This window comes from uncultured Phascolarctobacterium sp., from assembly GCF_958349595.1.
Classification (GTDB): Bacteria; Bacillota; Negativicutes; order Acidaminococcales; family Acidaminococcaceae; genus Phascolarctobacterium.
In genome coordinates, this window is the sequence record NZ_CATWDQ010000002.1 from 321,467 (window position 1) to 335,619 (window position 14,153).

A 14,153-nucleotide genomic window follows, 5' to 3' on the forward strand; every position below is an offset into this window, starting at 1 on the left:
TCTCAAATTTAAATAAAACTGGTAAATTAAAAGGAGATGTAGAGACAATGGTAAAAATGTATTATGACAAAGACGCAAACTGGGAAATGCTGAATGGTAAGACTATCGCTATTATTGGTTATGGTTCTCAAGGCCATGCACATGCCCTTAACTTAAAAGAAAGCGGCGCTAAAGTTATCGTAGGTCTGTATGAAGGCTCCAAATCCTGGGCTAAGGCAGAAGCTGCCGGCCTCACTGTTATGACTGCCGCCGACGCTGCCAAAGCTGCCGACGTAGTAATGATGCTCATTCCTGACGAGAAACAGGCTGCTACCTACAAAAAAGATATTGCCCCGAATTTGAAAGCCGGCGCAGCGCTTGCTTTTGCGCATGGTTTCAACATCCATTTTGGTCAGATCGTGCCTCCTGCTGACGTCGATGTCTTCATGGTCGCTCCTAAAGGCCCCGGACATCTCGTTCGCCGTGTATTTACCGAAGGCGCAGGCGTGCCCTGCCTCGTTGCCGTACATCAGGATGCCAGCGGCAAAGCCTATGACATCGCGCTTGCTTATGCTAAAGGCATTGGCGGCACCCGTGCCGGCGTACTCGATACTACCTTTCGTGAAGAGACTGAAACCGACCTCTTCGGCGAACAGGCCGTACTTTGCGGCGGTATCACCGCTCTGATCACTGCCGGTTTTGAAACCCTGGTCGAAGCAGGCTACAAACCGGAAAGCGCATTCTTTGAATGTATGCATGAAATGAAGCTTATCGTTGACCTGATGTATGAAGGCGGTATGGCTAAAATGCGTCATTCCATCTCCGACACTGCCGAATACGGCGACTATGTGACCGGTAAACGCATCATTACCGATGAAACCAAAGCCGCTATGAAACAGGTTCTGGCCGAGATCCAGGACGGCACCTTCGCTAAAAACTGGATCCTTGAAAATCAGGCCAACCGCCCTGCTTTCAATGCTATGCGCCGTAAAGGTGCCGAGCATCCGATCGAAGAGGTGGGTAAAAACCTGCGCGGCATGATGAGCTGGATGAAAAAATAATCAGTACACACATTAGGCAGAGCGGGGCTGCGGCCCCGCGGTCTGCTTCGTATAAACTAGGAGGGTTATAGTTATGGGTATGACAATGACGGAAAAAATCCTGGCCAGACATGCCGGCCGCGACGCAGTGCAGGCAGGCGAGCTGCTGGTTGCCCAGGTAGATTTGGTTTTAGCTAACGACATCACCGGCCCGCCGGCGATCGATGAATTTGAAAAAATCGGCCGCCCGGTCTTTGATAAGGATAAGATCGCGTTAGTACCGGACCATTTTTCTCCGTGCAAGGATATCAAATCGGCCATGATGTGCAAACGTCTGCGCGACTTTGCACGCCAGCATGAGATCACCAATTATTTTGAAGTAGGACGCATGGGTATCGAGCACGCGCTTTTGCCCGACAGCGGCCTTGTTGCCCCCGGTGAGATCATTATCGGCGCCGATTCTCATACTTGTACTTATGGCGCTCTGAATGCGCTCAGTACCGGCATGGGCCAAACCGATATCGGTGCGGCCATGGCCAGCGGCACGAGCTGGTTCAAGGTCCCGGCTACGATCAAGGTAGAACTGACCGGCAAGCTGCCGAAGTATGTCAAAGGCAAGGATATCATCCTGACGCTGATCGGCATGATCGGCGTTGACGGTGCCCGTTATCAGTCGCTGGAATTCTGCGGGGATGGCGTGGCTGAGCTGGAAATGGCTGACCGCTTCACTATCTGTAATATGGCGATCGAAGCCGGCGGCAAAAACGGCATTTTCCCGGTAGACGAAAAAACCATCGCTTACCTCAAAGGGCGCGTCAGCCGTCCGTGGGAAGCGGTAACTGCCGACGCTGATGCAGTGTATGACCGTGTTATCACTATTAAATTAGACGAGCTGGTGCCGGTAGTTTCCTATCCGCATCTGCCGGAAAATACGCATCCGGCTGCCGAGTCCGGCCATATCAAGATCGATCAGGTCGTTGTCGGCTCCTGCACTAACGGCCGTCTGGAAGACTTGCAGCAGGCTGCCGAGATCATGCGGGGCCGCAAGGTACATCCGCATGTGCGTGCGATCATCATTCCTGCTACGCAGGAGATCTATAAAGAAGCGATGCGCTTAGGCTATATCGATACCTTTATCGACGCCGGCGCTGCTGTTTCCACACCTACCTGCGGCCCGTGCCTGGGCGGCTATATGGGTATTCTGGCGGCAGGCGAACGCGCTGTTTCGACTACCAACCGCAATTTCCGCGGCCGTATGGGCCATGTCGACAGCGAGGTCTATCTGGCCAGCCCCTATGTGGCGGCAGCCAGCGCGATCACAGGCTATATCACCAGCCCCGAGGAGGTAATGAAATGAGTAAAGTATGGCGTTACGGCGACCACGTCGATACCGACGTTATCATCCCCGCCCGTTATTTGAATATTGCCGATTTTGAAGAATTGGCCGAGCATGCCATGGAAGACATCGACACCACCTTTGCACCCAACGTACAGCCCGGAGACTACATCGTAGCCGGCAAGAATTTTGGCTGCGGCTCCTCGCGCGAGCATGCGCCGATGGTCATCAAGGTCAAAGGTGTAAAATGTATCATTGCCGACAGCTTTGCCCGTATTTTTTACCGCAATGCGATCAATATCGGCCTGCCGGTGCTGGAAATCGGTAAGGATGTGGAAAAAATCGAAGCCGGTGATGAAATAGAGGTGGATATGGCTAAAGGCGAGATCAAGATTGTTAATAAAGGCCTCACGATCCAGACCCGCCCGCTGCCTGAATTTATCCAGAAGATCGCCGACTGCGGCGGCCTTATCAACTATGTCAAAGGAGAACAGCAATAATGAAGATTACTTTACTGCCGGGCGACGGCATTGGCGTAGAGATCGTTGACGCCGCTGTGGAAGTCCTTGATGCCGCCGCTAAAAAATTCGGTATGACCATAGAATATGACAGACAACTGATCGGCGGCGCCGCTATCGATGCTACTGGCGTACCGCTGCCGGAGGCGACTATCGCTTCGGCTAAAACTGCCGACGCCGTACTTTTAGGCGCTGTCGGCGGCCCTAAATGGGATAATGTAGCTCCCGAGATCCGTCCTGAAAAAGGGCTGTTGGGTATCCGCAAAGCGTTGGGTCTGTACTGCAACCTGCGCCCGATCAAGGTTTCCCGCTTTGTGGCGCATCTGTCGCCGCTCAAAAACGAACGCGTCGAAGGCACAGACCTTTTGATCGTCCGCGAGCTGACAGGCGGTATTTATTTCGGTGCTAAAAACGAAGCAGCACCTAACGCCGACGGCGTGGAAACTGCTTCCGACGTAGAGATCTATACTCGTCCCGAAGTAGAGCGCATTGCCAAATTTGCTTTTGAAGCTGCTAAAAAGCGCCGCGGCAAGGTAACTTCTGTCGATAAAGCCAATGTGCTGGCTTCTTCGCGGATGTGGCGCCGTATCGTCGGCGAAATGCAGGCTAAGGATTACAGCGACATTGAGCTGAACAATTTTTATGTAGATAACTGCGCTATGCAGCTGGTACTCAATCCGGGCCAGTTCGACGTAGTGCTGACCAATAATATTTTCGGCGATATCCTTTCGGATGAAGCTTCCGTGATCGCCGGCAGTATCGGTATGCTGCCTTCAGCCAGCCTGGGCGACAGCACCGGTATGTACGAGCCGATCCACGGCAGCGCTCCCGACATTGCCGGACAGGGCATTGCCAATCCTCTGGGAACGATCTATTCCGTAGCCATGATGCTGCGGTATTCCTTAAATCAGGATGCTGCTGCCGACGCTATCGAAGCGGCGATCGACCGTGTGCTGGAAAAAGGCTATCGTACGCCCGACCTTTGCGGCGCAGGACTGACTAAGGTTTCGACCTCGCAGATGGGTCAGCTGATCGCTGCCGAATTGGCCTGATGGATTTTTGAAGAGTGGAAGGAAGTGAGTTTATGCAGATGACCGGCGCAGAAGTAATGGTCAAATGTTTGGCAGAGCAAGGTGTTACTACAGTTTTTGGCTATCCCGGCGGGGCGATCCTGCCTTTTTACGACGCTTTGCGCGAATCGACGACGATCAGGCATATCCTGACAGCACACGAACAGGGCGCTGCCCATGCTGCTGACGGTTATGCCCGCGCAGGCGGTCAGGTCGGCGTTTGTGTGGCCACTTCCGGCCCCGGCGCGACCAATCTGGTCACGGGGCTTGCCAATGCTTTTTTAGATTCGATCCCCGTTGTGGCGATCACCGGACAGGTGCCGGTAGCGATGATCGGCCGCGACGCTTTTCAGGAAGTAGATATCACCGGCATCACGATGCCGATCACCAAGCATAATTTTCTGGTCAAACGGCCCGAACATCTGGCGCAGACACTGCGGCTGGCGTTTCAGCTGGCAAAAACAGGCCGCCCCGGCCCGGTGCTGGTAGACGTGCCCCGTGATGTGCAGACAGCTTTGATCGAGTACGAAGCTCAGGAGCTGGAGCCGTTGCCGAAGGAATTGCCGGAGCAGCAGCAGATCGATGCCGCCGTAGCGGCGATCAACGCTTCCCGGCGGCCCGTCATGCTGGTGGGCGGCGGCGTTATCAATGCCGATGCGGAATACGACGCCATGCACCTGTGTGAAAAGCTGCGGATCCCGGTCGTCAGTACCCTGATGGGACTTGGCGCGATCAGTGCTTACCGCAGCCTGTTTTTGGGTATGACCGGTCTGCACGGACATGAACGCGCCAATAATGCCGTTAAAGAGGCCGATCTGATCCTGGCTGTCGGCAGCCGCTTCAACGACCGTGTTACCGGCGAGCGCAGCAGCTACAGCGCCAATAAAACAGTTATCCATCTGGATATCGACCCGGCGGAGCTGGATAAAAATATTTATTCCAGTATCGGTATTTCCGGCCATATGAACACAACTTTGCAAATGCTGGAGGCAGGCAGCGTCAAGCATGATCTTGATGCCTGGTGGCAGCTGATCGAAAGCTGGCCCAGTATGGACGAAGATTTTGGCGGCGAAGCTGCGCCGCAGTTTTTTAAGGCGCTCAATCCCGTTATCAAAGATAAGGATTATATCATCACTACTGACGTTGGTCAGCACCAGATGTGGGCGGCCCAGCATCTCAAGATCCAGTTTGCCCGCCAGTGGTTATCCTCCGGCGGTCTGGGAACAATGGGCTTCGGTTTACCGGCGGCCATGGGCGCTCAGCTGGCCCGGCCCAAGAGCCGCGTGATCAGCATCAGCGGCGACGGTGGTTTTAAAATGACCGGCTCGGAGCTGTTTACCATTGCCAGCTACAAGCTGCCAGTAACGGCTATTGTTTTTAATAACAGCGGTCTGGGTATGATCCGGCAGCTGCAAACCGTTCAGTTCGACAAACGCTTTACTTCCTGCGAAATGCCTGGTTATGTTGATTTTGTCAAATACGGCGAAGCCTTCGGCGTAGCCGGCGAGCATGTCGATACGCCCGAAGCATTGGCAGCGGCAGTGGAAAAAGCTATGGAGCTGGACGCGCCTTATATCATCGAAGTGGCGCTGGACCCCAAAAACATGGTGCAGCCAATGGTTACGCCCGGTCTGGGTATCGGTGACTTTGTCAAATTTAAAGAACAGTAATAGTAAAGCAGCGTGTACTTTAAAGTACACGCTGCTTTTGTTTACAGCTGTATCATTGATGCCGTCAGCGCCTGCGTTTATCTTTATTATGCAGGAACCTGCGGGCATTTTTCATCCCGCCGACGTCTTTGAACATCGTATTGAGCTTGGTCATTTCAAGCTGTCTGGCGTCCAGTCCTGCATAGCTTAGTTCTTTTTGCAGCTTCTGGTAGCTGGCCAGCCTGTCGGCGGCAAGGCTGCCGTTTTGTATGGCCTGCTGCACAGCGCAGCCCGTTTCGTGGGTGTGTGTGCAATCCCGAAAGCGGCACTGCTGTGCCAGTTCGTCGATATCGGCAAAGCCTTTGGCCAGATCAGCAGTTTCCAGACCCAGTTCCCGCATACCCGGCGTATCAATGACTACGCCGCCATCGGCAAGAACGATCAGCTCCCGTCTGGTGGTTGTATGGCGGCCCTTGTCGTCGTTTCTCAGGCCGCTGGTGGCAAAAGCAGTACCTGCCAAACGGTTGATAAGCGTCGATTTACCTACGCCGGAAGAACCTATGAAAGCGGCGGTGCTGCCGCAGTGCAGATAAGGCAGGATCTGGTCATGACCGTCTTCTGCCAGTGAAGAAGTGACGAGAATTTTAGTGCCGATGGCGACAGACTCTGCCTCACTTACTTTGGCCGCTACGTCAGCGCACAGATCGGCTTTAGTCAAAACGACTACCGGCAGCGCGCCGCTGCTCCAGGCGATCGCTAAATACCGTTCCAGACGGCGCAGGTTAAAGTCGCTGTTCAGCGACATACAGATAAATACCGTATCGATATTGCTGGCGACGACCTGTTCTGTGCTCGCAGTGCCGGCCGCTTTGCGGACAAAGACGCTTGTGCGTGTCAGCACCTGTTGAATGACTGCCTGGCCTGTTGTATTATCGCTGCGGTCAAGCAGGACGAAATCGCCCACAGCAGGAAAAGCCGCAGGTGTGGCGGCGTTAAAGCGCAGCTTGCCTGCAACTCCGGCCAGTACTTCGCCGGCTTCTGTCACGACCCGGTAAAGATCCTTAAACTGGGCCGCAACACGGCCAACCGGGAAACTGCCATAACTGGCCGCTTCTTCAGCAAATTTATCGGTAAATCCTAATGTTTGTAAATTTATTTTAGACAATTTTTTATCCTCCTAAAGGTGTTTATAAGCCTTATGGGAGGTTCGGCAAAAAATTAGTTTACGCAAACCTCCCGGTCTGCTGCAATCTCCGATTTACCATATTTAAACATAAAACATTCCTCTTTTCTGTCAGATTTATCCTTAAGGCCGGTGCTGCAAATTACAGACCGAACTCTTTGGCATATTGAAGGGGGCCGCACAGCGGCGGAGCTTCGGGGCGCAGTTTGAGCGCCATGAAATTGGCGGCGGGGATACCTGCCGGAACTTCCAGACCCAACTGCACGGCGGGCTGATAACCAAAACGGGGATAATACGTATCGCTGCCCAGGACGGAAATATAGCCGTAACCAAGTTCTTTGGCGATACGGTGACCTTCACGGATCAAAGCGCTGCCGATACCGTGTTGCTGATAATCAGGCAGCACTGCCAGCACCAGGAGCGTTTGGTCGCCGGCGCTGGCTTTGGTGAACATGATATAGCCGACGATTTTTGCGTCTGCGACTGCTACCAGTGCAAGTTCGGGTATAAAGGTATCGCTGCTGCGCAGTGCCACTACCAGATCCTGTTCTGTACCGTCGCTGTGCTCAGCTGTGGCAAAAGCCGTTTGTATGAGTGTATAAACAGCGTCCAGGTCGCTGTCTGTTTCCTGCCTGATCAATAACATTAGCCTGCTCCTTTGTCTGTGCTGGTATACTGCTATCATCGTATGCCATGCAGGGGGCATTTGTCAATATCGGCGGTGAGTTTAAGCAAAGATATACCGGCAATCCAAATGGTTAAGCTCAACCGAAAGTTGAGTTGGTGCCAACCTTCAAAAAACACGTTATTGAGTTTGCCGAGAAGTTTGTTATACTTGAAGCAAGAGGTGAGAAACATGTTATTAGCAGAAAATTTGACCAGACTGCGCAAACAGCACCGGATGACGCAGGAACAACTGGCGGCGCAGGTTGGCGTTACTTTTCAGGCGGTGTCTAAGTGGGAAACAGGGCAAACGCTGCCTGATGTAGCGCTGCTGCCCGTGCTGGCGGGTATTTTTGAAGTCAGTATCGACGCGCTGCTGGGTTATCTGATCTCGCAGAATAAAATCAGTGAATACGAAAGCAGATATCGTGAGCAGGAATATTATTGGGGCACCGCCCCCTCGGAGATGTGTTATGAAGTAATGAAGCTGAAGCCTCCTGTTCGTTCCTGGACGTTGCTCGATATTGGCTGTGGGGAAGGTAAAGACGCCGTCTTTTTTGCCCGCAACGGGTATGTGGTTTCGGCTTTTGATATTGCTGATGAGGGTTTGCATAAAGCAAAGCAGCTGGCGGCAGCCAGTAATGTGGAAATAAATTTTTTTAAGGCTAATCTGTTGGATTACCGACTGCAAAGTGATTTTGATATCATTTTTTCCAGTGGCGTTTTTCATTATATCAAACCGGAGCTGAGGGATGAACTGCTGAAAAATTATCGCGATCATACTAAGAATGAAGGAATCTGTGCCCTGAACGTATTTGTGCAGAAACCTTTCATTGCGCCGCCGCCTGACGGTGAACCATCTGACACTGTCTGGCGCAGCGGCGAGCTGTGCGGTTATTTCAGCGACTGGTATTTTCACCGCAGCGAGCAGGTCGTCTTTGACTGTAACAGCAGTGGCATTCCACATCAGCATTGCATGGATGTGCTGATCGCCCGGAAGTTGGGTTAAAATGGCAGAAATAAAAAGTACACGTTGTTAAACGTGTACTTTTTGTTTCTTATATTCTTATTATTTGTGGTGCTTCCAGCGGCAGATGAGCTGCGTTACTGTGCCCATAGGGCAATAAACGCACCAGGAGCGTGGTTTGAACAGCAGCAGCGTGATCACACCCAGAACACTGGAGGTCATCATGATGCTGTAAAACCCGAAAGCAAACTGCGCTACCCACGGCTCGGCTGCACCGCTGTAAGCCCAGTGCCAGGGTACGTCAAAACTCCACAGCAGGCGGACTGTCTGATGAAGCTGGAGAGCATTGGTAAAGACCAGATATGTAGAAAACAGCATACTGACAAACATCGCCATAAAAAACAGTAAAAAGCCGTAACGGAAAGTATGTGAGCGCAGCCAGGCAGGAATATCGCGTTTGGGCGAAAGCTTCCAGCTGTTGCCAATAAGCTCGAACAGCTGACCACGGCCGCAGTATTTATTACAGTATGATTTGGTGCCAAAGGAGGAAGCCATGATAAGCGGAATAAAAAAGCACAGCAGTCCCAGCCAGGCGAAAAGAATATTAAAAAAGCCCAGCGCCAGATACAGCGCTGTCAGCAGCCAAAGATAATCATACCAGTTATTGCGTTTAGACATCGGCAGTCACCACCCTGATTACCGAAGCCGGGCATTCGCGGGCGCACAGACCGCAGCCGATACAGCGGTCAGGATTTACAACGGCGCTGATACCGTCGGGAACGCTGATCGCCTGCCTCGGACAGACCTTGACACAGGTACCACAGGCTACACAATATTCTTTATCAACTTGCGCGTAACGCTTATTGCCCATTTCATCGCCTCACTGATAAGATTAATTCTAACTTTATTTTAACCTATTTATGCGCTTTTAGCCATATTTTCTTCAATGCAGCTCAGCTGCGGCAAAGGAAATTTTTCTGCCGTTGGGCGCAATTTTGCGGTACAATAAAAGAAAGAGAATAATTGCAGATGGAGTGATGGGAATGAAAAAGCAAACCGCATTTATGAACCATTGGCAATTATGTCAATATCTGCGCAAGCTGCACCTGCCGCAAAACGTACCGGCACCAGACCTGGCAACGCTGAAGCTGCTGCAGGACGCGCATTTGAAATATGTGCCCTATGAGAATCTGGATATTTTGAGTGGTAAACTGACTTCGCTGGAGCATGACGAGATGTTTGCCAAAATCATTATGAAGAACCGCGGCGGTATCTGCTTCGAGCTGAACGGTCTGTATAACTGGCTGCTGGAATCTTTGGGTTATCAAGTCACCAGCTATGCGGCCCGTTTTATCGACCGGCTGGAAGAATATCAGATCCGTCGGCACCGGGTAATGTGCGTAGCGCTGGACGGCAGAAGATACCTGACTGACGTGGGTGTCAACAGCGAAAGCCCGCGCTGCCCGCTGGAACTGACTGTTGAGAAAGTGCAGAGCGACGGTATCAGCGATTATAAATTCAGCCGCGATCCCTTTTTTGGCTGGCTGCTGTGGCAGAAAGAACGGCGCAAACCCTGGAAAAGACTGTTTGGCTTCACGGAAGAACCGCAGCTGGACATGGATTTTATTCCCGCCTGTATTTATACCGACCTGCACCCAGATTCACCGATCAATAAAGGCAAGGCGATCTCGGTGTTTCGTGAGGACTGCAATATCACGATCCGGGGCAATCTTTTAAAATTTTATCTGGGCGGGCGCGTCAAGTACCGTTATGCCATCAATACTAAAGACGACTTGAAGGGCGTGCTGTGGGAATACTTTGGTATTGCCGTCGATTATTCGCTGCCTCATGGCGGTATCGACCAGAGTGAGTAAATTTTTATGTGTGAAATATTGCTGAAATTTGAAATTTTATGATAGAATAAATTAATTAAAAAAAGTGAGATTATGACTGCTGAAAACAGGCAATTTATTTTGCCGCCCATCATCAACAGAATATTGACGCTGCTGGCAGAGCAGGGCCATGAGGCCTATGTAGTTGGCGGTGCTGTACGTGATCTGCTGCTGGGAAAGGTCCCCGGCGACTTTGATGTTGCGACTTCCGCCCGCCCCGAACAGGTCATCGGACTGCTGGAACCGGCTGGATTCACGGTCATCGGCGAGTTGGGACAGAACTTTGGCGTCGTCGTTGTGCATCAGTACGGCCAGACAGTCGAAGTTGCCACCTTCCGGGGCGAAGCCTACGGTGTAGATGCCCATAAGCCGGAGCAGGTCTGGTACTGTAACGACCTGCGAAGTGATCTGGCTCGGCGCGATTTTACAGTCAATGCCATGGCGCTGGATCTATCTGGCAATGTTTATGATTATCACGGCGGACGGCTCGACCTGCAGCAGCAAATACTGCGTACTGTCGGTGTTGCAGAGCGCCGTTATCAGGAAGATGCGCTGCGCATGTACCGGGCTTGCCGCTTTGTGGGGCAGCTGGGGTTTGATTATGTGCAGCAGCAGGGTGCAGGGCCGGCATTTGGCGCGGCCAATACTCCCTATTACCTGCCGCACAGCTACAGCTTTCCTGTCAGCCGCAGCGCCGGACTGTCGTTGGAGCGGGTACGGACGGAGCTGGACAAGCTGCTGCTAGGCAAATGGGCCGGCAAAGGCCTGATGCTGCTGTTGGCGACCGGGTTGGCTGCTGGACGCTGCCGTGTGCGTGAACAGGGGGCTTATCGGGAAATCGATGTTTTACCGGAGCTGGAGCATTTGGCAGGATTACCGCAGAACCCGCGTTTTCACTGTTACAATGTGTGGGAGCATACTCTGGCGGCTATCGATAACAGCCCGCGCCAGCTGGCGATCCGCTGGGCTCTGCTGCTGCACGATGTAGCTAAAGGCCTGCCCGGTATCCGCAAGCTGAATAAAGAAGGACAGCCCAGTGACCACGGTCACGAAGCTGAAAGCGCCGTGATGGCAGAAGTCATCTTAAACAGGCTGCGTTACCCGGCTCCTTTTGTCAAAAGAGTAGTCTGGCTGGTGGCAAGGCATATGCGCTTTGCGCCCATGCTGGTTACCGGCGAACGGACCCTGCTGCGCTGGCTGCGCAGCGAGGCTGCCAGCGGGATCTTTAAAGATAATCACGAAATGACAGTTGCTTTTGAGCAGCTGGTAGCAGTATTTTTAGCAGATATGGGCGCGACTCACGCCGGTAAGAATACCGAACTGATGGCGGAAGGGCGTGCTTTAGGGGAAGCGGTGCTGGAACTGGCCCGCAGCAAGATGCCTGTCCATACTAAAGATCTGGCAGTCAGCGGCCATGACGTGCTTGCGCTTTTAGAAGATAAAAGCAGGATCAGAGCCGCCATGCAATATTTATTACAGAGAGTGCAAAGCACCAATCTGCCTAACGAAAAGACCGCTTTAGAGGATGCGGTCAGGGGCTGGCAGAAACGTCACTGAGAAAGAAGGGAAACTAATGCCACAAAAGAAACTGTTTACTGCACTGCTGATTGCAACAGCAGCTTTACTGCTGTTGGGTATGAGCAACGAAAATCAGATACCGTATCCGCAGGGGTATGATACCAAAAGCGCCGGGGCTTCGTCTTATAACGGACTGGCCAATGTGCCGAAATCACCTTATTTTCAGCAGCTTGATTTTTATAATATGCAGCCTACTGATTCGCTGGTGCTGCTGCCCAGGTTCCGTACCTATCAGCAGACGACCGAATATACCTGCGGCCCTGCTGCAGCACTGATGGTGGTCGAGCATTTCCTGGGACGCAGCGAGGAAGACGAGCTGGCCATCGGAAAGATCATGGGCACCAAAGCTTACACCGGTACCAATACTAAAGGCATGGTCAAATATTTTAAGAAAAAAGGCTGGCAGGTAACTTCGTCGGCTGATAAAGATAAAACGCCGCAGAATACGCAGGAATTTAAAAACTTTGTGCTTGATCATCTCAGGCGTAATGTCCCCATCATGGTCGAAAACGTAGACTGGGGCGGACACTGGCGCATCATTATCGGTTACGATACCATGGGTACGGACGACATCACCAGCAGCGACGTGCTGATCATGGCCGATCCTTATGATACAGCCGATCATCTGCAGGACGGCTATGTCGTTGTGCCGGCTGAAAAATTCTTCTATATGTGGTTCGACTCGCATCTGTTTGCCGCAGGCGACCGCAAACAGCAGTGGCTGGCGGCCGAACCGCCGGCGGGCTATGAGCCGCTGGTAGATATGAAAACGCCGGCTCAGGCCGCACAATAAAAAAGTATAAATAAAAACAAACCGCAGACTTGCTTATGCAAGTCTGCGGTTTGTTTTTTATGTCCTTTTTTCGTTTTTTGTTTATGTCGCTTTCTTGAAAGAAAGTCTAAAAGTTTTTTCGTTTTTGACTTGTACCTTTCTTGGGTAAGAAAGGTACCCAAAGAACTTTCAGCGCTGTTAAGATTTGGATTGCGCTTCACTCACTGTACGCGCTCCGGGCAACTCGGCATCACAGGGAAAGATTGAAAGGCTATGCTGCGCATAGCCTGCCTAAATAATTAGAGGATAACACAGAAATACTTTCCTATTCGGTCAGTATTTCTGCGGGCTTTCGGCAGTCCTGTTCTATGCGCTGCATATAACAGTGCCTCAATGCCTCAGACATACCATGCGCCTGCTTGCAGCTGCGTTTCGCTCATCTGCCAAATCTTCCCAATGCGCTGTAAAACCCTCTGTATCGTACGTTTTACTGCTTTAGCCAATAATCACTGATTTCGTTTAGTAGATTGATTTCATTAATAGTTCGATACCGTTATTATGAAATTCAGCAATAATTTGTACGATGCAGGGTTTTGAGCGCACATTGTGATCAAGTCCGTTGTGTGCGCAGCGAGCTGTAAGCGCTGGAGGGACTGTTTGAGGCATTGCTTCTTGCCTGCTAAAGATTTTCTTTGTTCGGCAATGCCGAGTTGCCCGGAAGCCGGACAGCGAGCAAAGCAAAACAGGACTTGCCACAGTGCGCAAGCTTCTTTGCGCAGCTTGCTTCTGGAAGAAAGCTGCATGACAAAAAAGAAAACACTAAATAAAGCAATCTAACATAAGAAAAAAATAAAAACCTAAATTAAAAAGCAAAAATTGAAATTTTAAGAAAAAGAAAATTTAAAAGCAAAATAACCAGTGTCCGGCAAGCCGTGACACCCTACGGCTCACTTCTCTCCTGGCGGCTGGCAAACCGTAAGGGCAAAAGACAGCCAAGCTGCGTCGAATATATCCGTTGGTATGTCTTGTGGGGGGGTACAAGTGTGCTATAATAGGTGCGAATATTATTTTAACAAATGTTTTTAAAGTTTTAATAAATAAAATCAGACTTTTGGCAAAGTAAGGTAAAGGCAGAACAATATTTTTGGCAAGGCAGGAGTGGAGGTGGGAAGGTGTACGACGAAAAATGCCTGCAAAATATCGGCAGCAATATCCGCTTCCTGCGTGCTGCCTGTCAGCTCAGTCAGCAGGAGCTGGCCAAGCGTATCGGTATCAGCCAGACCCACTTGAGCAATATTGAGCGTAGTCATGTAAGAGTAAATCTGAAGCTGCTGCTGCGTATAGCCAATACTGTTGGCTGCACGCTGGAAACACTTGTAGATACCAGGTCAGCTTTGGACTGGAGGCAGGAACAGGCTGAAAATGGCGTGCCAAAGCAGGAGGCCTATACGCTGGAGGAAGTGCGGCAGCTTTTGCAGCTGCTGCGCTTGTCGAAACAATAAAAGG

General features: G+C 51.5%; 14 protein-coding genes. 10 read left to right on the top strand and 4 right to left on the bottom strand.

Annotated elements, in window-relative coordinates; translation table 11 throughout:
- Window positions 1–47 precede the first annotated feature (47 nt).
- The 5 genes from ilvC to ilvB all read left to right on the top strand — a co-directional run bounded on the left by ilvC (window position 48) and on the right by ilvB (window position 5,613).
- Complete coding sequence (ilvC, locus tag Q4G98_RS03135; protein WP_177560968.1) at window positions 48–1,040, top strand: ketol-acid reductoisomerase; 993 nt, start codon at window positions 48–50, stop codon at window positions 1,038–1,040.
- A 73-nt stretch (window positions 1,041–1,113) separates the two neighbouring features.
- The gene (gene leuC / locus Q4G98_RS03140; RefSeq protein ID WP_177560967.1) at window positions 1,114–2,376 is read left to right on the top strand and encodes a 3-isopropylmalate dehydratase large subunit; all 1,263 of its coding nucleotides are present in this window, start codon (window positions 1,114–1,116) and stop codon (window positions 2,374–2,376) included.
- Window positions 2,373–2,855: a 3-isopropylmalate dehydratase small subunit gene (locus Q4G98_RS03145; RefSeq protein WP_293663032.1), complete on the top strand. Its 483-nt coding sequence runs from the start codon at window positions 2,373–2,375 to the stop codon at window positions 2,853–2,855. The genes leuC and Q4G98_RS03145 overlap by 4 nt, the downstream gene beginning before the upstream one ends.
- Window positions 2,855–3,925: a 3-isopropylmalate dehydrogenase gene (leuB, locus tag Q4G98_RS03150; protein ID WP_293663034.1), complete on the top strand. Its 1,071-nt coding sequence runs from the start codon at window positions 2,855–2,857 to the stop codon at window positions 3,923–3,925. The genes Q4G98_RS03145 and leuB overlap by 1 nt, the downstream gene beginning before the upstream one ends.
- A gap of 32 nt (window positions 3,926–3,957) precedes the next feature.
- A complete protein-coding gene (ilvB, locus tag Q4G98_RS03155; protein ID WP_298563506.1) occupies window positions 3,958–5,613 on the top strand; it encodes a biosynthetic-type acetolactate synthase large subunit in 1,656 nt (551 codons plus the stop codon).
- A gap of 64 nt (window positions 5,614–5,677) precedes the next feature.
- Here the strand turns inward: ilvB and rsgA are convergent, their stop codons facing one another.
- Window positions 5,678–6,757 (bottom strand): ribosome small subunit-dependent GTPase A, encoded by a 1,080-nt coding sequence (gene rsgA, locus Q4G98_RS03160; RefSeq protein ID WP_298563505.1) that lies wholly within the window; start codon window positions 6,755–6,757, stop codon window positions 5,678–5,680.
- Between the two features lie 160 nt (window positions 6,758–6,917).
- Window positions 6,918–7,421 carry a GNAT family N-acetyltransferase gene (locus tag Q4G98_RS03165; protein WP_298563503.1) on the bottom strand — a complete coding sequence of 168 codons (504 nt, stop codon included), beginning with the start codon at window positions 7,419–7,421 and terminating at the stop codon, window positions 6,918–6,920.
- Between the two features lie 210 nt (window positions 7,422–7,631).
- Here Q4G98_RS03165 and Q4G98_RS03170 point away from each other — a divergent pair, with 210 nt between their 5' ends.
- Window positions 7,632–8,447 carry a methyltransferase domain-containing protein gene (locus Q4G98_RS03170; RefSeq protein WP_298563501.1) on the top strand — a complete coding sequence of 272 codons (816 nt, stop codon included), beginning with the start codon at window positions 7,632–7,634 and terminating at the stop codon, window positions 8,445–8,447.
- 60 nt (window positions 8,448–8,507) lie between these two features.
- On the opposite strand, the gene Q4G98_RS03175 is transcribed toward Q4G98_RS03170, so the two are convergent.
- The gene (locus Q4G98_RS03175; RefSeq protein ID WP_301961830.1) at window positions 8,508–9,083 is read right to left on the bottom strand and encodes a 4Fe-4S binding protein; all 576 of its coding nucleotides are present in this window, start codon (window positions 9,081–9,083) and stop codon (window positions 8,508–8,510) included.
- Complete coding sequence (locus Q4G98_RS03180) at window positions 9,076–9,276, bottom strand: 4Fe-4S binding protein (protein WP_293663075.1); 201 nt, start codon at window positions 9,274–9,276, stop codon at window positions 9,076–9,078. Before Q4G98_RS03180 ends, Q4G98_RS03175 begins: the two co-directional genes overlap by 8 nt.
- Before the next feature lie 172 nt (window positions 9,277–9,448).
- Here Q4G98_RS03180 and Q4G98_RS03185 point away from each other — a divergent pair, with 172 nt between their 5' ends.
- The 4 genes from Q4G98_RS03185 (at window position 9,449) to Q4G98_RS03200 (ending at window position 14,149) form a co-directional block, all read left to right on the top strand.
- Entirely contained in the window at window positions 9,449–10,279 is an 831-nt protein-coding gene (locus Q4G98_RS03185) for an arylamine N-acetyltransferase (RefSeq protein WP_298563496.1), read from the top strand.
- Window positions 10,280–10,351: 72 nt separating this feature from the next.
- A complete protein-coding gene (locus Q4G98_RS03190; RefSeq protein WP_298563495.1) occupies window positions 10,352–11,854 on the top strand; it encodes a CCA tRNA nucleotidyltransferase in 1,503 nt (500 codons plus the stop codon).
- Window positions 11,855–11,870: 16 nt separating this feature from the next.
- Entirely contained in the window at window positions 11,871–12,668 is a 798-nt protein-coding gene (locus Q4G98_RS03195; RefSeq protein WP_301961831.1) for a C39 family peptidase, read from the top strand.
- A 1,151-nt stretch (window positions 12,669–13,819) separates the two neighbouring features.
- Complete coding sequence (locus Q4G98_RS03200) at window positions 13,820–14,149, top strand: helix-turn-helix domain-containing protein (RefSeq protein ID WP_298563492.1); 330 nt, start codon at window positions 13,820–13,822, stop codon at window positions 14,147–14,149.
- Window positions 14,150–14,153: the final 4 nt, after the last annotated feature.